This is a genomic window from uncultured Mobiluncus sp. (genome assembly GCF_947087965.1).
Taxonomy (GTDB): domain Bacteria; phylum Actinomycetota; class Actinomycetes; order Actinomycetales; family Actinomycetaceae; genus Mobiluncus.
On sequence record NZ_CAMUES010000004.1, the window covers coordinates 166,376 to 183,650 of the forward strand.

Here is a 17,275-nt window from a genome sequence, read left to right on the forward strand (position 1 = left end):
TGGTGAAACGAGCCTTATTTTGCCAGAGCCTGGGCCACCACCTGTTTTGCTTCTTCCTGAATAGTCTGAAGATGCTCGGGACCCTTAAAGGATTCGGCATAAATCTTATAAATATCTTCGGTGCCGGAGGGACGAGCGGCAAACCAGGCGTTCTTGGTAGTGACTTTCAGTCCTCCGATAGCCGCGTGGTTGCCCGGTGCCTGCACCAAGCGGTCGACAATCGGCTCCCCGCCCAAAGTCGAGGCCGCAACGTCTTCGGGTGCCAAAGCCGCGAGTTTGGCTTTTTCTGCCTTGGTCGCGGGGGCGTCCACCCGTTCGTAAGCGGAAGCACCAAACCGAGCCACCTGTTCCTCGTGCAGAGTACTGGGGGTTTTCCCGGTCACTGCGAGGATTTCGGATGCCAGCAAAGCCGCAATCAACCCGTCCTTGTCAGTGGTCCACACGGTACCGTCTTTGCGTAGGAAAGACGCACCGGCGGATTCCTCGCCGCCAAAGCCTACAGACCCATCCAGCAATCCCGGCACAAAATGCTTGAAACCAACGGGAACCTCGACGAGTTTGCGTCCCATATCGGCTACTACCCGGTCGATTAAGGCTGAGGACACCAGGGTTTTACCGACGGAGCAGCCTTGCGACCAGTGCGGACGGTGGGTGAATAGGTATTCGATTGCCACCGCCAGATAGTGATTCGGATTCATCAGGCCATCGGCAGTGACGATGCCGTGACGGTCTGAATCAGCATCGTTTCCGGTCGCAATGTCGTAGGGGGCCGAACCGCCCTCCATCACCTGACGCAGAGAAGCCATCGCGTAGGGCGAGGAGCAGTCCATCCGAATCTTGCCGTCCCAGTCCAAAGTCATGAAAGACCAGCGCGGATCGACCTTTTCGTTCACCACCGTCAAGTTCAACCCATAACGCTCGGCGATGGCCGCCCAGTAGTCTACCGAAGCACCGCCCAAGGGGTCAGCCCCGATGCGGACACCGGCGGACCGAATTGCCTCAACGTCAACTACGTCAATTAGCGAGTCTACGTATGACGGTAGAAAATCTGTTTTCCCGATGAAATCCGATTGCTCGGGATGCGGGTTTCTCGGCACGGAACGCCAACCCTGGCGCAAGATCTCATTAGCACGATTAGCAATCCAGGAAGTCGCGTCCGAATCGGCGGGACCCCCACTGGGCGGGTTGTATTTAAAGCCGCCGTCACGAGGCGGGTTATGCGAAGGGGTAACAACGATACCGTCAGCCAAACCCGCTCCGCTCAGCCGCACGCCTCCCGGCGTGCCCGCCCCGTTAGCCTTGAGAATGGCGTGAGATACGGAGGGTGTCGGGGTGAAGGAGTCGCGCGCGTCTGTCAGAGTGCGCACTTCCATGCCCGCGAGGACCTCCAAGGCGGTACGCCACGCCGGCTCGGACAGGGCGTGCGTATCGCGCCCGATGAACAGGGGGCCGTCGTAACCTTGTGATTGACGATACTCCACAATCGCGGCCGTGGTGGCGACGATATGAGCCTCGTTAAAGGCGCGGTCCAGAGATGAACCGCGATGACCCGAAGTCCCAAACGAAACTGCCTGTGCAGGCTCATTCACATCGGGTTCCAGGTCATAGTAGGCGCTAATGACTTCATCAACGTTGATGAGGTCTTCCGGTTTGGCAAGTTGTCCAGCTCGTTCATGCATAGCCTCATTGTTTCACCAATTTCTGTACCGGCGCGGGCGTTTAGATGACAAAAACCCGGAAACTTCTGGTGTTGAAAGCTCGCATTTGGCTAGATAGGGCTTTAAAATTGCACACATGCCTGAAACTGACAAGGAAAACAGCCAAAATTCTGCCCCAGTCGTTCCTGATCCGAACCAGAAAGTTGCGGTCATCATTCCCGCCAAGGACGAAGGCGATTCGATTGGGGCGACAATTCGTGCCTCCAAGGCTTTGCCCCGGGCGGATTTATTCGTGGTGATTGATGATGGGTCTAGTGACAATACGGGTGAAGCCGCGCGCAGTGCCGGTGCCGTGGTGGTACGCCATTCCGTCAACCGCGGTAAGGCTAGTGCTATGGAAACAGGGGCAAAAGTCGCGGCGATGCGCGACCCCGAGGACGGACCTCGCCGTCTCATTTTGTTCCTAGACGCGGACTTGGGAGATTCCGCCGCCCAGACTTTCCCGCTGGTGGAGGCGGTAATGCAGGGACGCACGGACTGTGCCATAGCTGCCCTGCCGCGCCAAGCCGGTGCCGGCGGTCACGGTTTTGTGACGCGTTTATCGCGCCGGGCTATTCGCTGGGCGACCGGGTGGGAACCGCTCCAACCGCTGTCCGGCCAGCGCTGCCTGAGTGCAGAAGCCTTTTTCGATTGCTTGCCCCTGGCGCATAAGTGGGGGGTGGAAACCGGTATGACTATCGACCTGCTGGTTAAGGGGTACTCAGTGCAGGAAGTTCCTTGCGACCTGACACACCGGGCTACTGGCAACGATATGGCTGGATACCGTCACCGTCTGAGCCAATTCCGGGATGTATTTCTGGCCTCCGCCACACGCTTTGTGCGTCACGTTCGAGCTCCCCTTCGGTTGCGCCTGTCCGCTGCGATTAAACAGGAGCCCGGTGAGGTTTACTGCCTGAAATAAGGCTGCGCAGAACGGTCATCGCCGGGGGATTCGATTAGGAACTTGTGACAACCTTGAGCCAAGATGGCCGGAAACATGACGGCGGCTCCCGCCAGACCCAGTAGGATTCCCGAATCATTGAGCAACATGCCCACCACCATAGTAGTAATCCAGGCGGCAAATAAGGCTCTTTCCGCGTGATTCCAGGTAATTCCTTCGGGACGAAGTTTTGCGCCGGCGCTACCCCACAGCCAACCGTAGTCACGGCGGTAGGGGTTTCGCATATTGGCGAATAACGGAGCCAAAATAATCGCTATCGCCAGCAAAATAGCCAAAATAACACTAATAATGAGCCACGCCGGCCAGCCGGAGTTCCAAACCATCGTGGATTTATTAATCAGTACCGGCAACACCCGGCCTTGAGTGAGCGTATCGATAAAGTTACCCAAATGGGTCCGTTCCGCAGCGGGACGCAACCAATCAATATAAGCAAATAGCGCTGCTACAGCTAGCGTTAATAAAACTATCAGTGCAGATGATAGGACTGTTAGAGGTTTTCGGTTGAATTTTAAGAACAGAATGGCAAAGCCGGGAATCAAAGCCATCGTGCCGCCAAAATCCGCCCCCAAGCTGGGGGCAGAATCGAGGAAAATTACCGCACTAGCCATAACAATCAGCACCATTATCAAGGATTTTTCTGTGGTTGTAGACTGTTTGCGTTCCGCTACCAACCCATAGACAACCGTAGCGAGAATCAGTGCTCCGGTAGCGAGTACCGCAAACATGACATTGTCGATGCCAAAGAAACGCCCCCCGACTGTTGATTGCAGTCCCATAATGGCATCCAACACCATCGGGGAGCCAATTAAGGGGTCTAGTACCCCTACTATCAGTGACGATATGCTTATTATGAACAACGGGCCGAGGAGGGAATTAAGTCCCAAAGCACTCCAGACAATAGCCACGAGGGCGCTCAGGATTACCGGGAGCAGACATCCTAGCCACAAATAGCTAGCGGCGGCAACGTCTGTGTCGGCCGGTCCGAGTTCCCACCACGGTACTAAGTTCATGAAATACGCCATGGCCGGGATGAGAGCGGCAAAGGTAGCTACCATTCGCCAAAATCCCAACAGCGCCCGGGGCTGGTCCCAATCCTCACCCAACCGGGGGTGTGTACGGCGGTTCAGCGTCCATACTGCCGCAATCAACAGCAAAGCCACTCCCACACCCAAGCCGGGAAGGAATCGAACCTGGACATTGCGAATCATCGCGGCGCGGCGCGCTGCCGACGCGAGAGACTCCACAGTAACCATATTTCCCGTAGTGATTGCGGAGCCTTGCAACCACGGTGGTTTTTCAGCTCCGACGTAATCCAAGATGGTAGCGGTCAAGTCGGCGGTTTGCACCCATCCCGGTCGATGGGTAGAAGCCGAGGTCGCGCCCCCATTGCCGAACTGGGGGCCGCGCGCCGCAAAGACTTGCAGTCTGGGATCTCCCGGTGGAACAATCGCCTTTTCGGGGGCAGAGTTGTCAATTAGGTAAACATCTGATTCTCGATTTGTCACCGGTTTATCGTCAGCTATTGAGGCAATAATAGTATTCCACCCCAAATCGTCACCGCGCTGCCAGGCTGTGCGCAAAATTTGGGGCTGCAAATGGCGGGGAAACACCCGCATATCCACCACAACTACCGCTCCGGGGGTCATGACCTGGCTGAGCAGGTCGGCAAACACTTCCGGACTGGCACCACGGTAGCTGTAGGCCGGTGAAAAACTCAGGGACTTGGGAAGGTTGGCGCCGGGTGCGTCGGGATGCACGAAACCCATTCCCGCCGCGGCTCCATCGCCAAACAAACGCAAGTTCACACCCGAGTCCAGCACCGCCTGGCCCAGGATCCATCCGTTCTCGCTCGACCCCGTACGGTTTCCCGTCGCCAAAGCGCGAAATCCGGCAGCGGGAAGAGTGGTGTTCGCTTTGGTGCGCACCACCGAATTGGCGCGGGTAGAACTTTCCAGGAGCTGACGTAAATCCGGGTCTGTCAGGGAATCATCATCCCAACACCATTGGATACCTAACAAAACTAACAGAGGCGTGCGGCTCACCTGGGCAGACATGCCTACCGAACCGAAGCCACCACCCAGACTGGGAACCGATGAATACGCACCGGTGGTTATGCTTTTGGGACCGCGGCCTCGTGAACCCGGTCAACTCGTGAATCCTTAGAAATAGGACCCATAGCCACTGGCGGCGCCCCGTCAGGAGCTTCCGAAGCGGTCGGCTCTTGAGGCGCTCCTGGAACTTCAAAAGTCTGGACGACAGTGGAGGACGGGTTCTCCTCTTGAGCCGGCGACTCAGTCGCAGTTGCCTCGGGAGTTTTCTCAGGTTTTGTCTGCTTCTTAGTTTCTGTGGGAGTTGACGCCGTCTTAGGTTTTATTGCCTCCGAGGTACGACGCCCCGCCTCGCTGAGGGAGCCCACATCCACACCGGCAATCTCGTGATGTTCGAATGGATCCCAGTGCATTTCTTGGGAAGGATCCCAAGGCTTCACGTCAAAAGTATTGGTTGAGCTCATCGCCCCGGCGATTAAGCCCATGCTGACAATAATTGCGGTCAAACCGGCAACCAGGTAACGCGTAGTAGGTAGCGGTTTATAAGAACGCTTAATCGGTTTGCGTGGACCGCTTCCCGGTCGCCCAGACATCGCACGCGAGGGCGCAATAGGAGGCTTGACTTTTGTCTGCATGGTTAAAATCATACCGAGTTTTGTCGAAATTGCGCTGCTTCGCGATAATTATTTTGAGGAGTACTGCCCATGAATACCGCATTAACAAACTCGGCATCATCAATTTCGACTGGAGCCTCACTTCCCGGACCGGAGGTGAGAGGTCCTTTACGAGTTTCCTTTCTGGGACCTTTCGGGACTTTTAGCGAGCAGGCTACCCGAGAAATCACACCCCGGGACGCAACCTTGCTACCCGCCCCCGGTGTCGAATCTGCCCTGCACCTGGTCCGTACCGGCGAGGCCGATCGTGCAGTGGTTCCGATTGAAAACTCGGTGGAAGGCGGAGTTAACGCCACTTTGGACGCTTTAGCTCACGGTCAGCCCTTGACGATTGTGGGCGAAGTTTTAGTACCGATTGCCTTTGCGTTGATGGTGCGGGCAGATTCCGGGCTGGAGTTGGGTCAGATTAAGCGGATTGGCACTCATCCACATGCCTGGGCGCAAACTCGCTGTTGGGTGGAACAGCACATCGGCGAAGTAACTCATATTCCCACCACCTCCACTGCCGCGGCCGCCAAACTGCTGATGGAGGATGCCTCGTGCGGCTATGACGCGGCTCTTTGCTCCACAGTATCCGCTTCGGCCTATGGCGGAAAAACTCTCGCGGAGGGGATTGCGGATGACGACAACGCCCAAACCCGATTCGTCCTGGTTTCCCCTCCCGGAGCTATCCCTCCCCCCACGGGGGCAGACAAAACCACAGTTCAAGTTACGTTACCGGACAATGAATCCGGTGCGCTGCTGACCATGCTGGAACAGTTTTCGGCACGGGGGGTAAATCTTTCGCGCATTGAATCACGCCCGGTCGGAGGGCACTTTGACCGCTACGCCTTTTCCATTGACATCGAGGGTCATATTTCTGAAGAGCGTGTCAAAGATGCTTTGATGGGGCTGCACCGGACCTGCCCGGATGTGCGGTTTTTAGGTTCGTATCCGCGGGCGGATCGGATGCGTGCCCAGATCGTGCGGGGGACGGCGAATCTGGATTTCGCCACGGCACAAGCCTGGATGGAACAGGTCATCTCCGGTCGTGCGGTGTGAGTTCGCTAGCGAGCCGCACTATCTAAAGATGAGGCGCAAAACGGTTATGCTTTAAGCATGATTGATTTGCGTGCGATGAAAGACAATCCAGAACCGATGCGGGCCTCTCAGGTGGCTCGCGGTAACGACCCCGCAACTGTAGACCAGGCCTTAGCCGCTGACGAACGCCGCCGGGCGGCGCTGACCGCTTTTGAAACCGCGCGTGCCGAGCAAAAGGCCTTTTCCAAGAAAATCGGCAGTGCCTCGAAAGAGGAACGCCCTGTCCTGCTGGAGCAGGCCAAGAAGCTGAGTGAAAACGTCAAGGCTTTGGAAGATGCCTCCAACCAGGCTGCTGAGGAAGCCAAGCGGGCCGCGATGGTGCTGGAAAACCTGATTTTGGACGGGGTGCCTTCCGGCGGTGAGGACGACTACGAAGTCTTGGGTCAGGAGGGTGTGGCGATTCGTGACTTTGAGGCGGAAGGCTTCACCCCCAAGGATCATCTCGACCTGGGTATCGGTTTGGATGCCATCGACACCGACCGTGGTGCGAAGGTGTCGGGAGCGCGTTTTTATTATCTGAAAGGCGTTGGCGCTCGTCTGGAGCTAGCAATCCTCAATGCTGCTTTCGATACCGCCATGGCTCACGGGTTCACCCCTATGATTACACCGTGCATGGTTTCCCCTGAGACTATGAGCGGAACGGGATTCTTAGGTGAGCACTCGGACGAGATTTACTATCTGCCTGCCGATGAACTCTATTTGACCGGCACCTCCGAGGTCGCTCTGGCGGGCTATCACACGAATGAAATCATCGATTTATCTGCCGGCCCCAAGCGCTATACCGGCTGGTCAGCTTGTTTTAGGCGCGAGGCGGGTTCCTATGGCAAGGACACGCGCGGCATTATTCGCGTCCACCAGTTCCACAAGGTCGAGATGTTTTCCTATTGCAAACCGGAAGAGGCTCTGGCGGAGCACCAGAAGTTGCTCAATATGGAACGCGAGATGCTCGCCAAGGTGGAGCTGCCCTACCGGGTCATCAATACCGCAGCCGGGGATCTCGGTTCTAGCGCGGCGCAAAAGTTTGACTGTGAAGCCTGGCTTCCCACCCAGAAGCGCTTTATGGAGGTGACATCCACTTCAAACTGCACGACTTTCCAAGCGCGCCGCCTGGGGATTCGCTACCGTGATGCGAAAGGAAAACCACAGGTCTGCGCCACTTTGAACGGAACGTTGGGAACTACACGCTGGATTGTAGCTATTTTAGAAAACCACCAGCAGGCCGACGGCTCGGTACGGGTTCCCGCCGGTTTGCGCCCCTATCTGGGCGGGTTGGAAGTTCTGGAACCAGTTAGTCAATCAGGTAAATAACTTGAATAGCTTTTCATCAGGATATTAACCCGTTTCCGGAGGTTTTTTTGGGCGAGTATTCCGCACAAGTCACGCGCCACGCTATCGCGTTGGGACTAATGGACTTGCCCAAAAATCCTCGTGACGTGTTGGTCTCCCTGGACATTGACGGCACCATAGTCACCCCTGAACAGCAGATTTATCCCAAAGTAAAGGAATATGCCGATCGACTCCGTATTGGTGGAGTGCATATCTGCATCACCACGGGGCGTTCCGTTCCGGCCACACTGCCGGTGGTGGAGGGGCTAGAACTGGAAAGTGCCTGGATTGCCAGCGCCAACGGCTCCTTGGTTGGTCGTTATACGCAGGCTGACGGTTACGCCCTCACCAATCAATACACTTTCGATCCTCGCCCCATCGTGGCTCGCGTGCTGCAGGTTCTTCCCGAAGCCTGCATTGGAGTGGAAGACAATCCCCTCGGTTTCCGGGTTTCCAAACCCTTCCCTCCCGGAGAATTGCGCGAAACCCTGGAGGTTCAAGACCTCGATACACTTTTGGCGACCCCGGTTTCCCGAGTGGTCATTCGTGAACCCCAGTTGCATAACGAGGATTTCCATCGTGCGGTTAATCGCATTGATTTTACCGGGGTGGAACACGCCATCGGGTGGCGTTCCTGGCTGGATATTAATCCCCCGGGCACTTCAAAAGGACACGGTCTTGCTACTGTTTGCAAGAATTTAGGGGTTGACTTGGGTCACACCATTGCCATTGGAGACGGAGGTAACGATATCCCCTTGCTGCAGACCGCTGGTTACGGTGTCGCCATGGGAAATGCTCGCCCCGAAGTCAAGGCAGCCGCTACCGCCACCACCCTGCCGGACACGAAACAAGGCGCGGGTGCGGTCTTGGAAGCTCTCACCCAAGTAATGGGACTTTGAAGTACCCGAAACCTCCCGGATGAATCGGTTACCATGTAGCAATCTGCCGACCGCACCGCGAAACTTACTCTCTCAAGCAATTTATAAGTGTTGAGAACTCAACCGAAATCCAAAAAAACTTAGGAATCAACGGGTAAAATTTTCGTATCGATGGCTGGTGAGGAGGGAACAACAATGCCGAGATTCGATTCCACAGAACATGTTCGTTGGCTAGGAAATCACCTGCAAACGGTGCTGGAGTACGGCCAGCATGCATACATTCACGGCGGTTTTGGATACATTCGTAGTGATGGGAGCGTCGATGCAGCAAAACCTGTGGAGCTCGATTTGACGGCTCGCTCGACCTACATTTATGCCGTAGCTTCGTTATTGGGAATCCCCGGTTCTCTGCGACGGTGCGAACACGGAGTCCAAGCCATCACATATGCATTCAAAGATCCAGACTACGACGGCTGGTTTTCTTTGATTGAGCCAATTCAAGAACGCCAAAAGTTAGCAAATACGCCTGGCATACCTGCGGGGACAGAGGGGAATCGGAAAAGCTCACGGGCTATGTCCTATCTTTTAGAGGCAGCTGCCGCAGCTTCATTAACCCCTGTCAGTAGTGCTAAAGATTTACTGAAACAAGCCATCAAGGTCGAAGAAAAATACTTTTGGGACGAAGAACTTGGCCGTGTAAACGAAACCTTCGAACGGGATTTTTCCGAGATGGAAAGCTATCACGGCATGAGCTCAAATCTGCACGCCGTGTCGGCTTTCCTAGCTGTAGCCGACGCCACTGAAGACAAAAAGTGGATTGAACGAGCCTCGCGGATTGTCTCGTTTGCCATGGAGCAGGCTCGAAACAACGATTGGCGAGTTCCGGAACACTTCGATGGAAATTGGAATCTAGATCGAAACTACAATGTCGGCACCCCAGCTGACCCGCGCCGGCCTTATGGAATCAACGTTGGACATAATTTTGGCTGGTCACGGAAAATTGTCCAAGTTGCCGCCGCTTCCGAAAAACACGGTCTCGAGCCACCGAAAGATTACCTGCACGTGGCACGGGAAATCTTTACTCGAACGGCCTCAGATTCGTGGTGTAAAGACGGCCACAGCGGTATTTTCTTTACCGTGGACTATCAAGGTAAACCTTTGATGCGTCAACGGTTTACCTGGGTCCTCACGGAAGCCATTCAGGCTGTAGTGGCCCTGGTTTTTGCGTTGCGCGAACAAGGTGCCTCAGTGGAAGAATTGGAGCCTTACCTCGAGCTTTACTATCAATGGTGGGACTATTTGGAGGGATACGTAATCCAAACTGATGGCTACTGGGTCGGCGAGCTGAGCGCAAACAACCTACCTGATGACACCGTATGGCCCGGAGCTCCCGATATTTTTCATTCGGTGAGAGCACTGCTGTCTCCGCGTTTGCCGAACGCCCTCTCCACCCCGGCCGCGATTGCCCAAGGCTACCTGGATCACCCTCATAGCGCCGAATGACACGACGGTCTGTAGGTACAGTCGCTCCCGATTGGGCCACCGTGGCTGATACCCGGGTTCTGGAACAACGCCCTAGTCGTCACGACTGAGCCCGGTAGCCCTTTCTCGCGCCCTGCTAGTCGTCAACCGCGTCAACGAATGAAATCAGACATCGCTGTAGGAACCTACCCGGTGCAACCGAATCGAGTTGGTGTTTCCTTCTTGCCCTGGGGGAAGACCTCCCACAAACACGGCAACCTGGTCTCGTTGGGCAATACCGCGTTCCAGCAAGATATCTTCCGCCTCATGAATCATCAGATAGAGTCGCTGCGCCATTTTGATGGGATAGGTTTGAATACCCCATTCCAGAGCCAATTGGCGACGGACATTTTCGTGGTAGCAGAACACATACAGAGGTATCGTGGAACGCAACCGTGCCAACCGGTGAGCTGTAGCTCCGGAATTTGTGAAAGCCGCCACGAACTTAGAATTGGTTGACTTCGCAATCAAAACCGAATGACGCGCGATGATGGATTCCCAATCAAGGTCGCCGTCCTTGAGTTTCGCGAAGTGGCGCGTTCCTAGCTCTTCAGCAGCTTCGATGATTTTGGCCATCGTTTCTACGGCTTGAATCGGATAGCTGCCCACAGCCGTCTCACCTGAAAGCATGACCGCGCTAGCGCCGTCCCACACCGCATTGGCGCAGTCTGAGGCTTCTGCTCTGGTGGGACGCGCGTTGCAAATCATGGATTCCAGTACTTGGGTAGCCACTATGACTGGTTTTGCCTCAGCGCGGCACAATTCGATGGCTCTCTTTTGCACGGTAGGAATTTCCTCCAGCGGCATTTCTACCCCGAGATCACCGCGAGCCACCATGATGGCGTCAAAAGCGCGAATAATTTCTTGCAAATGATTCACAGCCTGGGGTTTTTCAATTTTGGCAATGACCGGGAGGCGATGTCCGACTTCGTCCATTATCCGATGCACGTCATCCAGGTCATCTGCCCGACGCACAAATGACAAGGCAATGTAGTCAACATCTTGGGTCAGCGCCCAGCGTAAGTCGTCTTTATCTTTTTCGGAAAGCGCCGGTACGGAAACAGCCACGCCTGGTAGGTTCAACCCTTTATGATTCGATACTGTTCCGGGGACCTCGACTTTTGTCACCACGTCCTCGCCTTCGATGCGAGTGACCCTAACTTGCACGTTACCGTCATCAATCAAAAGCACGTCACCAGGATGACAGTCGCCTGGCAGTCCCTTGAAAGTCGTGGAGACGATGCTGGCATCTCCCGGTACATCACGGGTCGTAATGGTGAAATCCTGCCCCAGAAGGAGATCTTCAACACCTTTTACAAACGTTCCTAGGCGAATCTTGGGACCTTGTAAGTCAACCAGGACAGCCACGGGATGTTCAAATTCTTTCTCAACTCGACGTACCAAGTCGATTTGCTCAGCCGCCTCAGCTTGAGTGCCGTGGGAACGATTGATACGCACCACATTCATTCCGGCTTGCATTAAGGAACGAATCTTGTCCTCTGAATTCGTGGCGGGGCCGAGGGTACAGACTATTTTGGAACGACGCATAGTACAAGACTATCTCGAATAACGGGCAAAACTGAAAGGAATTATCTCTATATGTCGTGGGTCATATGCCGCGCGATTGATAACTTGGGTCTGCCTGTAAGCATAAAAATTCCCGCGTCACTACAGGTGACGCGGGATTGCGGAGACGACAGGATTTGAACCTGCGAGGGGCGAGGCCCCTAACACCTTAGCAGGGTGCCGCTTTCGGCCGCTCAGCCACGTCTCCAAGGGTTTTAACTCTAGCGAAATTCCTGCAGATTTTCCAAAAGTCGGCAGCTCGGCTTTCACCTGATAGAATCTGTATCACGCTTTTCGCGCATGGAGGGCTGACAGAGCGGCCGAATGTGACGGTCTTGAAAACCGTTGTGGGGAAACTCACCGGGGGTTCGAATCCCTCGCCCTCCGCGAGGGATTCGAACCCCCGGTTCACCGGCGCGGTCGGCAGCAAGCAACGCTTGCATGAGCCGCCGCGAAAAAGGTGAAGCCGTTAAGAAACGACCACAATTGGTCGTTTCAGGCGAAACACCACAAAACAACCCCCTCGCCCTCATAGTAAATACATCTATGCAGGTTCAAGCGCTTTTAGTATGCTAAATGTGGGCATTACTATCTATATGTATCAAACAGATGTAATTATACGCAGCACATACGTTCTCGGTCTACTATAACTAAAACACATTTGTTCTCACTAAATATGCGTATCGTAGCTTATCCAGGGCTGCTTTTAGCATCAATATTTCTTTCACATAGGAACACACTTGATTGGGGTAAACATCATGTACTATGTCTTACCAATGCGTGAAACCTTGAATTTATCTTAACACACCTAAAAGATAGTGACAGTGCTATATATCCCTGAATATTTGGGTTAGGAATAAAGATATTCTTCTTTCTTTATTTACGGTATTTCAACTAGAACGTAACAAATATTGGCTAACTTTATGAAATCTCTTTGATAAGGTAAACGCATCTAAATAGTCCTAATGTATGCAAAAATAGGAGACACCCTATGTCCTACTTATCAATGCTTTATTTTACAGTATAATACGTGTCGAAATCTAGGACTTATATAACATATGTATCTATACTATATTAATGCAAATAGGCTATAGCGTATGAAGCTACTAGGATGCAAATTGATACTTCTGAAAGTCTACATATATCAAGAAATAAATCTTTACCGTAGGATAATAGTTCTAAAATGCTAGACATTCTAATAATCTAGCTAAACATGCTAAACACATCAAAGCACCCCTAATAGTCTAGAACTCAATAACTCTCTTAAAGAATATGGAAGTATGCCAAACCCATGAATATGCGGGGAGCCAGGAGCTACAACGTACAGAGTAGCATACCGCGGTGAACAGTCACCCCGTGGGCGCACATGTCCTCGCCAGGTAAAATCGAGTTTGCTCACGGTCTATTCCGCCTCAGAAGTCATAAAATGGACACTGAGGCTCTGGTCCCCACACTGCAGCGTTGACTCAGAGACGTGCCTGACAAGATTGTCATGCAAACTACCCAGTTGGCGACTGCTCACGACACTCAGGAGGAATCATGATGGATATGGATGCGGTTATCAAGAAAAATCCCCTCATCCCGGTGGTAGTTCTGGACGACGCGAAAGATGCCGTGGCATTGGCTGAAGCTCTGCTTGCGGGAGGCATCACCACAGCTGAGGTTACTTTCCGCACCGATGCGGCAGCGGCGGCGATTGCACAAATGTCCCAGCACAGCGATATTTTGGTGGGGGCGGGCACTGTCACAAATCTGGAACAGGCTCGGACCGCCATAGATTCGGGGGCAAAGTACCTGGTCATGCCCGGTTACGATCAAGGCCTAGTGGATTACTGCCTAACCAACCAAGTGCCCGTTTTGCCCGGTGTTACCGATGCTTCTTGGCTGATGAAAGCCGTCAATTCGGGCCTGAAATACGTCAAGTTCTTTCCCGCACAAGCCTCTGGCGGGCTACCCGTGATTTCCGCGCTTTCCGGTCCTTTCCCGCAGATACAGTTTGTCCCGACCGGCGGTATCTCAAAGGAAAATCTGGCTCAGTATCTGGCTCACCCACAGGTTCCTGCCTGTGGTGGTTCTTGGATTGCCACCCGACAGTTAATCGCCCAGGGTGATTTCAGCGAAATTACCTCCCGGGCTGCCGATGCTCTAAAGATTGCGGCAACTCGCTGAAAACGACACCAGGCTGAGCGTGGCGCTCCCCTATCGGGTGAACCACGTTAACTTTAAATTACCGCTAAGAAAGCGATATTTCCTGACGTTGTGCGTTCTCCCATCGGGTATGGAAACTTCCCTCGCAGTCCCTCCGGCGATAGGTATGAGCCCCGAAGAAGTCTCTTTGGGCCTGTACCAGAGCCGTTGGCAGAGCTGGGCAACGCAAGGAATCCAGATATGCCAAGCCTGCGCTGAGAGCGGGCAGAGCTATCCCAGCTTTGATGGTGTCGCTAACCACCGCGCGCCACGCGGGCAGGGCGTCTTTAATGACCGCGCTGATGGCAGGCTTGAGCAACAGCGGGGTGTCAAAGTCGCCATCCTGGTAGGTCTTCATGATGTCTTGCAGAAGCTGCGCCTGGATGATGCAGCCGGCACGCCAAATGGCCGCCAGCTTGGCTAGGTCAACTGTCCAACCGTATTCCTTACAGGCGGCTCGAATCTGCGACAACCCTTGAGAATACGCCACAATTTTTGCCCCATAGACGGCTTTTTCTAGGTTATCCAGCAAATCTGATCCGCCGGAAACAGTGTCAGGAACCCCTTCCCCTAAGACCTCACGAGCCAAGGTTCGGTGAACACTTTGCGAGGACACTGCCCTTGCGAAAGTAGCCGCCGCAATGATGGTGGAGCCGGCCCCAAGGGTCAACGCGTTTTGCACAGTCCACGAACCCGTACCCTTTTGACCGGCCTGGTCACAAATAATGTCGATGAAAGGCTGGTGAGTTTTTTCATCGGTATGCTGCAAAATATCGGCGGATATTTCCAACAGATAGGAATGCAGCGGTCCCTCATTCCAGCGCGAAAACACCTCGCTGATTTCCTTGGGGCTCATTCCGTTTCGGTAACGTAACAGCTGGTAAGCCTCACTGAGTAGCTCCATATCGGCATACTCAATCCCGTTATGCACCATTTTCACGTAGTGTCCCGCCCCGCCCGGGCCTACCCAGGTACAGCATGGTTCACCTTGATAATGGGCCGAAATGGATTCCAGTAGGGGCCCCAGCCTGTCGTAGGCTTTTTGCGCACCACCAGGCATGATGGCGGGCCCGTTGAGAGCCCCGGATTCCCCTCCTGAGATGCCACAGCCGACAAAGTGCAGGCCGCGCTGCGTAACCAGCTTCTCCCGGCGTTCCGTATCAAGGTAGAAAGAGTTGCCCATATCTACGATGATGTCCCCAGCGGAGAAAACTTCACAGAGCATATCGATGGCCTTGTCAGTCGGTTCACCCGCTGGCACCAGCAAAATTGCTACCCGAGGAGTTGACATCGACTCGGCCAGCTTCACCGGGTCCTGGGCGGGGATAAAGGCTCCCTCGGCACTGTGCTCTTGCGCTACCTGAGCAGCCCGTCCGGGAGCAACATCAAACAGGGCAACGGTATGTCCGTGACGTGCAAAGTTGCGCGCCAAAGAACGTCCCATTACCCCGGTACCGATTACTGCTACATCTGCTTTCTCTGTCATTAGTTTTCACTCCTCAAACCACAGGTTAACTATTACCTTGCCGGACGCAGCACTGTCTTTAGCTGTGTGGAAGGCCTTTTCGGCTTCGTCGGCGTTGAACTCGTGCGTAATGACGGATTCTAACTGTGGGGCGTTAGCCAAAATCTCTAATGCCTGGTCGATTTCGTCCAGGAACCGGAACGTTCCTAAGTAGGTGATTTCTTTGGAAATCAAGGGTGCTAAATTGACCGGCCCATCAACCGCAGGAACCATTCCCACTTGAACCACCGTGCCGCGAGGACGGCAAATCTGGAAGGCTTGGGAAATAGCTGGAAACACGCCCGCACATTCCAAAACCGCGTCAAATGCAGAAGCCTCCAGCTCGGTCTTTGTCGAGTTATACACATGGTCAACTCCCAGGGCTTGAGCTCGCTGCAGAGGTGCATCCTGCACATCAATACAGCTGACTTCGGCTCCCAGGCTCTGAGCCGCGCCGGCCGCCAGCAGCCCAATCGGGCCCGCCCCGATTACCGCCACGTTCCGACCCGCCAAATTCTGCCATCCTGTGGCTGCCTGGAGACGATGCAGAGCGTGTAATCCCACACACAGAGGTTCGGTCAGCACCCCCCGCTTTAGCGGCAAATCCGGTGGCAAAGCGTGGATTTGGTCAAGCCGCAAGAGGATGTATTCGCTCATCCCCCCCTGGGTGTGGGGCCAGGTGGAGGCCGATCCGAGATAGGCTCCACCCGGCCACAAATGCGGTGAATCACTGTAGGCGGCCTGAGGCTGACCGAAGGTAGCCGGATGAGGGGTAACCGGCGTTCCTGGTGCGTAGGTCCCAGATGGGTCTTTGGCGACGATACCGACTATCTCATGACCCGGTACCAGCGGTTCGCGCAGTTTGAAGGCGCCAACCTGTCCGTCAAAGAAGTAGTGCAAATCCGAGCCGCAGATACCGGCCCAGGCCACTCTCACCAGTACCTGTCCTTTACCGGGTTCGGGGCAAGGCACGCGGTTAGAACCCATTTCTTCCTTGGCGTTGATACACACCTGTTTCATGTCAGTCATTCATTCCTCCCTACAGTTTTCGACCGACTGGCTTAGACCACGCTGGTCATACCTCCGTCAACTAAAATATTTTGTCCGGTGACAAAATTTGACGCTTCCGAGGACAGATAGATGAGTGTCCCCATCAGCTCGTCAAACTTTCCCCATCGTCCCGCCGGAGTACGGGCTTTCAGCCAAGCATCGAATTCCGGGTCTTGCCACAAATCCGTGTTCATCTCGGTAGCAAAGTATCCGGGAGACAACGTGTTGACTTGGATGTTGTAGCGTGATAGATCCGCCGCGAGGCCTTGGGCAAACATGGCTACGCCGCCTTTAGAGGCGCAGTACGGGGCAATGGTTTGCCGCGCTAGCCGAGACTGCACGGAACCGACCATTACGACTTTGCCGCTGCCGCGTTCCACCATGCGCTGCGCGACCGGTTTCGTCACGTAGAACACGGAAGAGAGATTCGTGCTGATGACCGCGTCCCACTCTTCGGTAGGGAACTCGGTGATGGGGTGACGACGCTGGATACCTGCGTTGTTGACCAGGATGTCCGGCGTGCCTTGGCTATCCATAAAGTCATTGAGGGCACGCCCGGCCTCCTGGGCATCGGTGACATCAAAAACCAGGTGTTCGACTGGGACCCCCAGTGACTCAGATAACTGCTGGGCTGCTTGGGATACTTTCTCGGCATCCCGGCCTTGCAGAGTGACGCGCGCCCCAGCTTTTGCTAAACCAGTGGCCAGAGCCAGCCCCAGTCCCCGGTTGGATCCGGTTACTAGGGCAGCTCGACCAGAAATATCGAACCAATTACACATAATC

Annotated in this window: 13 protein-coding genes and 2 tRNA genes; 7 read left to right on the forward strand and 8 right to left on the reverse strand. The window is 54.5% G+C overall.

The window, feature by feature from the left end:
* Positions 1-14: 14 nt before the first annotated feature.
* Complete coding sequence (gene pgm, locus Q0V70_RS05885) at positions 15-1,679, reverse strand: phosphoglucomutase (alpha-D-glucose-1,6-bisphosphate-dependent) (RefSeq protein ID WP_297589525.1); 1,665 nt, start codon at positions 1,677-1,679, stop codon at positions 15-17.
* Positions 1,680-1,794: 115 nt separating this feature from the next.
* Here pgm and Q0V70_RS05890 point away from each other — a divergent pair, with 115 nt between their 5' ends.
* Positions 1,795-2,619: a glycosyltransferase family 2 protein gene (locus Q0V70_RS05890; RefSeq protein ID WP_297589527.1), complete on the forward strand. Its 825-nt coding sequence runs from the start codon at positions 1,795-1,797 to the stop codon at positions 2,617-2,619.
* Here Q0V70_RS05890 and Q0V70_RS05895 read toward each other — a convergent pair.
* Together Q0V70_RS05895 and Q0V70_RS05900 are read right to left on the reverse strand one after the other, a co-directional pair.
* A complete protein-coding gene (locus tag Q0V70_RS05895; protein WP_297589530.1) occupies positions 2,604-4,700 on the reverse strand; it encodes a hypothetical protein in 2,097 nt (698 codons plus the stop codon). The two genes, Q0V70_RS05890 and Q0V70_RS05895, sit on opposite strands and share 16 nt — an antisense overlap.
* 68 nt (positions 4,701-4,768) lie before the next feature.
* Positions 4,769-5,353 (reverse strand): hypothetical protein, encoded by a 585-nt coding sequence (locus Q0V70_RS05900; protein ID WP_297589532.1) that lies wholly within the window; start codon positions 5,351-5,353, stop codon positions 4,769-4,771.
* Between the two features lie 57 nt (positions 5,354-5,410).
* Between Q0V70_RS05900 and pheA the strand changes: the two genes are divergently transcribed.
* From pheA to Q0V70_RS05920, 4 genes are all read left to right on the forward strand, one after another.
* The gene (pheA, locus tag Q0V70_RS05905) at positions 5,411-6,421 is read left to right on the forward strand and encodes a prephenate dehydratase (protein ID WP_297589534.1); all 1,011 of its coding nucleotides are present in this window, start codon (positions 5,411-5,413) and stop codon (positions 6,419-6,421) included.
* Positions 6,422-6,478: 57 nt separating this feature from the next.
* Positions 6,479-7,768 (forward strand): serine--tRNA ligase, encoded by a 1,290-nt coding sequence (gene serS, locus Q0V70_RS05910; protein WP_297589537.1) that lies wholly within the window; start codon positions 6,479-6,481, stop codon positions 7,766-7,768.
* 47 nt (positions 7,769-7,815) lie between these two features.
* Positions 7,816-8,685: an HAD family hydrolase gene (locus Q0V70_RS05915; protein ID WP_297589539.1), complete on the forward strand. Its 870-nt coding sequence runs from the start codon at positions 7,816-7,818 to the stop codon at positions 8,683-8,685.
* Between the two features lie 174 nt (positions 8,686-8,859).
* Complete coding sequence (locus Q0V70_RS05920; protein WP_297589542.1) at positions 8,860-10,167, forward strand: AGE family epimerase/isomerase; 1,308 nt, start codon at positions 8,860-8,862, stop codon at positions 10,165-10,167.
* 144 nt (positions 10,168-10,311) lie between these two features.
* Here the strand turns inward: Q0V70_RS05920 and pyk are convergent, their stop codons facing one another.
* On the reverse strand, positions 10,312-11,733 hold the full coding sequence (pyk, locus tag Q0V70_RS05925) for a pyruvate kinase (protein WP_297589545.1): 1,422 nt from the start codon (positions 11,731-11,733) through the stop codon (positions 10,312-10,314).
* Between the two features lie 140 nt (positions 11,734-11,873).
* Positions 11,874-11,959: transfer RNA gene (locus Q0V70_RS05930), tRNA-Ser, on the reverse strand.
* Between the two features lie 94 nt (positions 11,960-12,053).
* Here Q0V70_RS05930 and Q0V70_RS05935 point away from each other — a divergent pair.
* Both Q0V70_RS05935 and eda read left to right on the forward strand, forming a co-directional pair.
* Positions 12,054-12,138, forward strand: a tRNA-Ser gene (locus tag Q0V70_RS05935).
* 1,152 nt (positions 12,139-13,290) lie between these two features.
* Positions 13,291-13,920, forward strand: coding sequence for a bifunctional 4-hydroxy-2-oxoglutarate aldolase/2-dehydro-3-deoxy-phosphogluconate aldolase (gene eda / locus Q0V70_RS05940; protein WP_297589548.1), 630 nt, complete (start codon positions 13,291-13,293; stop codon positions 13,918-13,920).
* Between the two features lie 64 nt (positions 13,921-13,984).
* Here the strand turns inward: eda and gndA are convergent, their stop codons facing one another.
* The 3 genes from gndA to Q0V70_RS05955 are packed head-to-tail and all read right to left on the reverse strand — an operon-like array spanning position 13,985 to position 17,271.
* Entirely contained in the window at positions 13,985-15,424 is a 1,440-nt protein-coding gene (gene gndA, locus Q0V70_RS05945; RefSeq protein WP_297589550.1) for an NADP-dependent phosphogluconate dehydrogenase, read from the reverse strand.
* Between the two features lie 6 nt (positions 15,425-15,430).
* Positions 15,431-16,471 (reverse strand): zinc-binding dehydrogenase, encoded by a 1,041-nt coding sequence (locus tag Q0V70_RS05950; RefSeq protein WP_297589552.1) that lies wholly within the window; start codon positions 16,469-16,471, stop codon positions 15,431-15,433.
* A 32-nt stretch (positions 16,472-16,503) separates the two neighbouring features.
* Complete coding sequence (locus Q0V70_RS05955; protein ID WP_295028396.1) at positions 16,504-17,271, reverse strand: SDR family oxidoreductase; 768 nt, start codon at positions 17,269-17,271, stop codon at positions 16,504-16,506.
* Positions 17,272-17,275 lie beyond the last annotated feature (4 nt).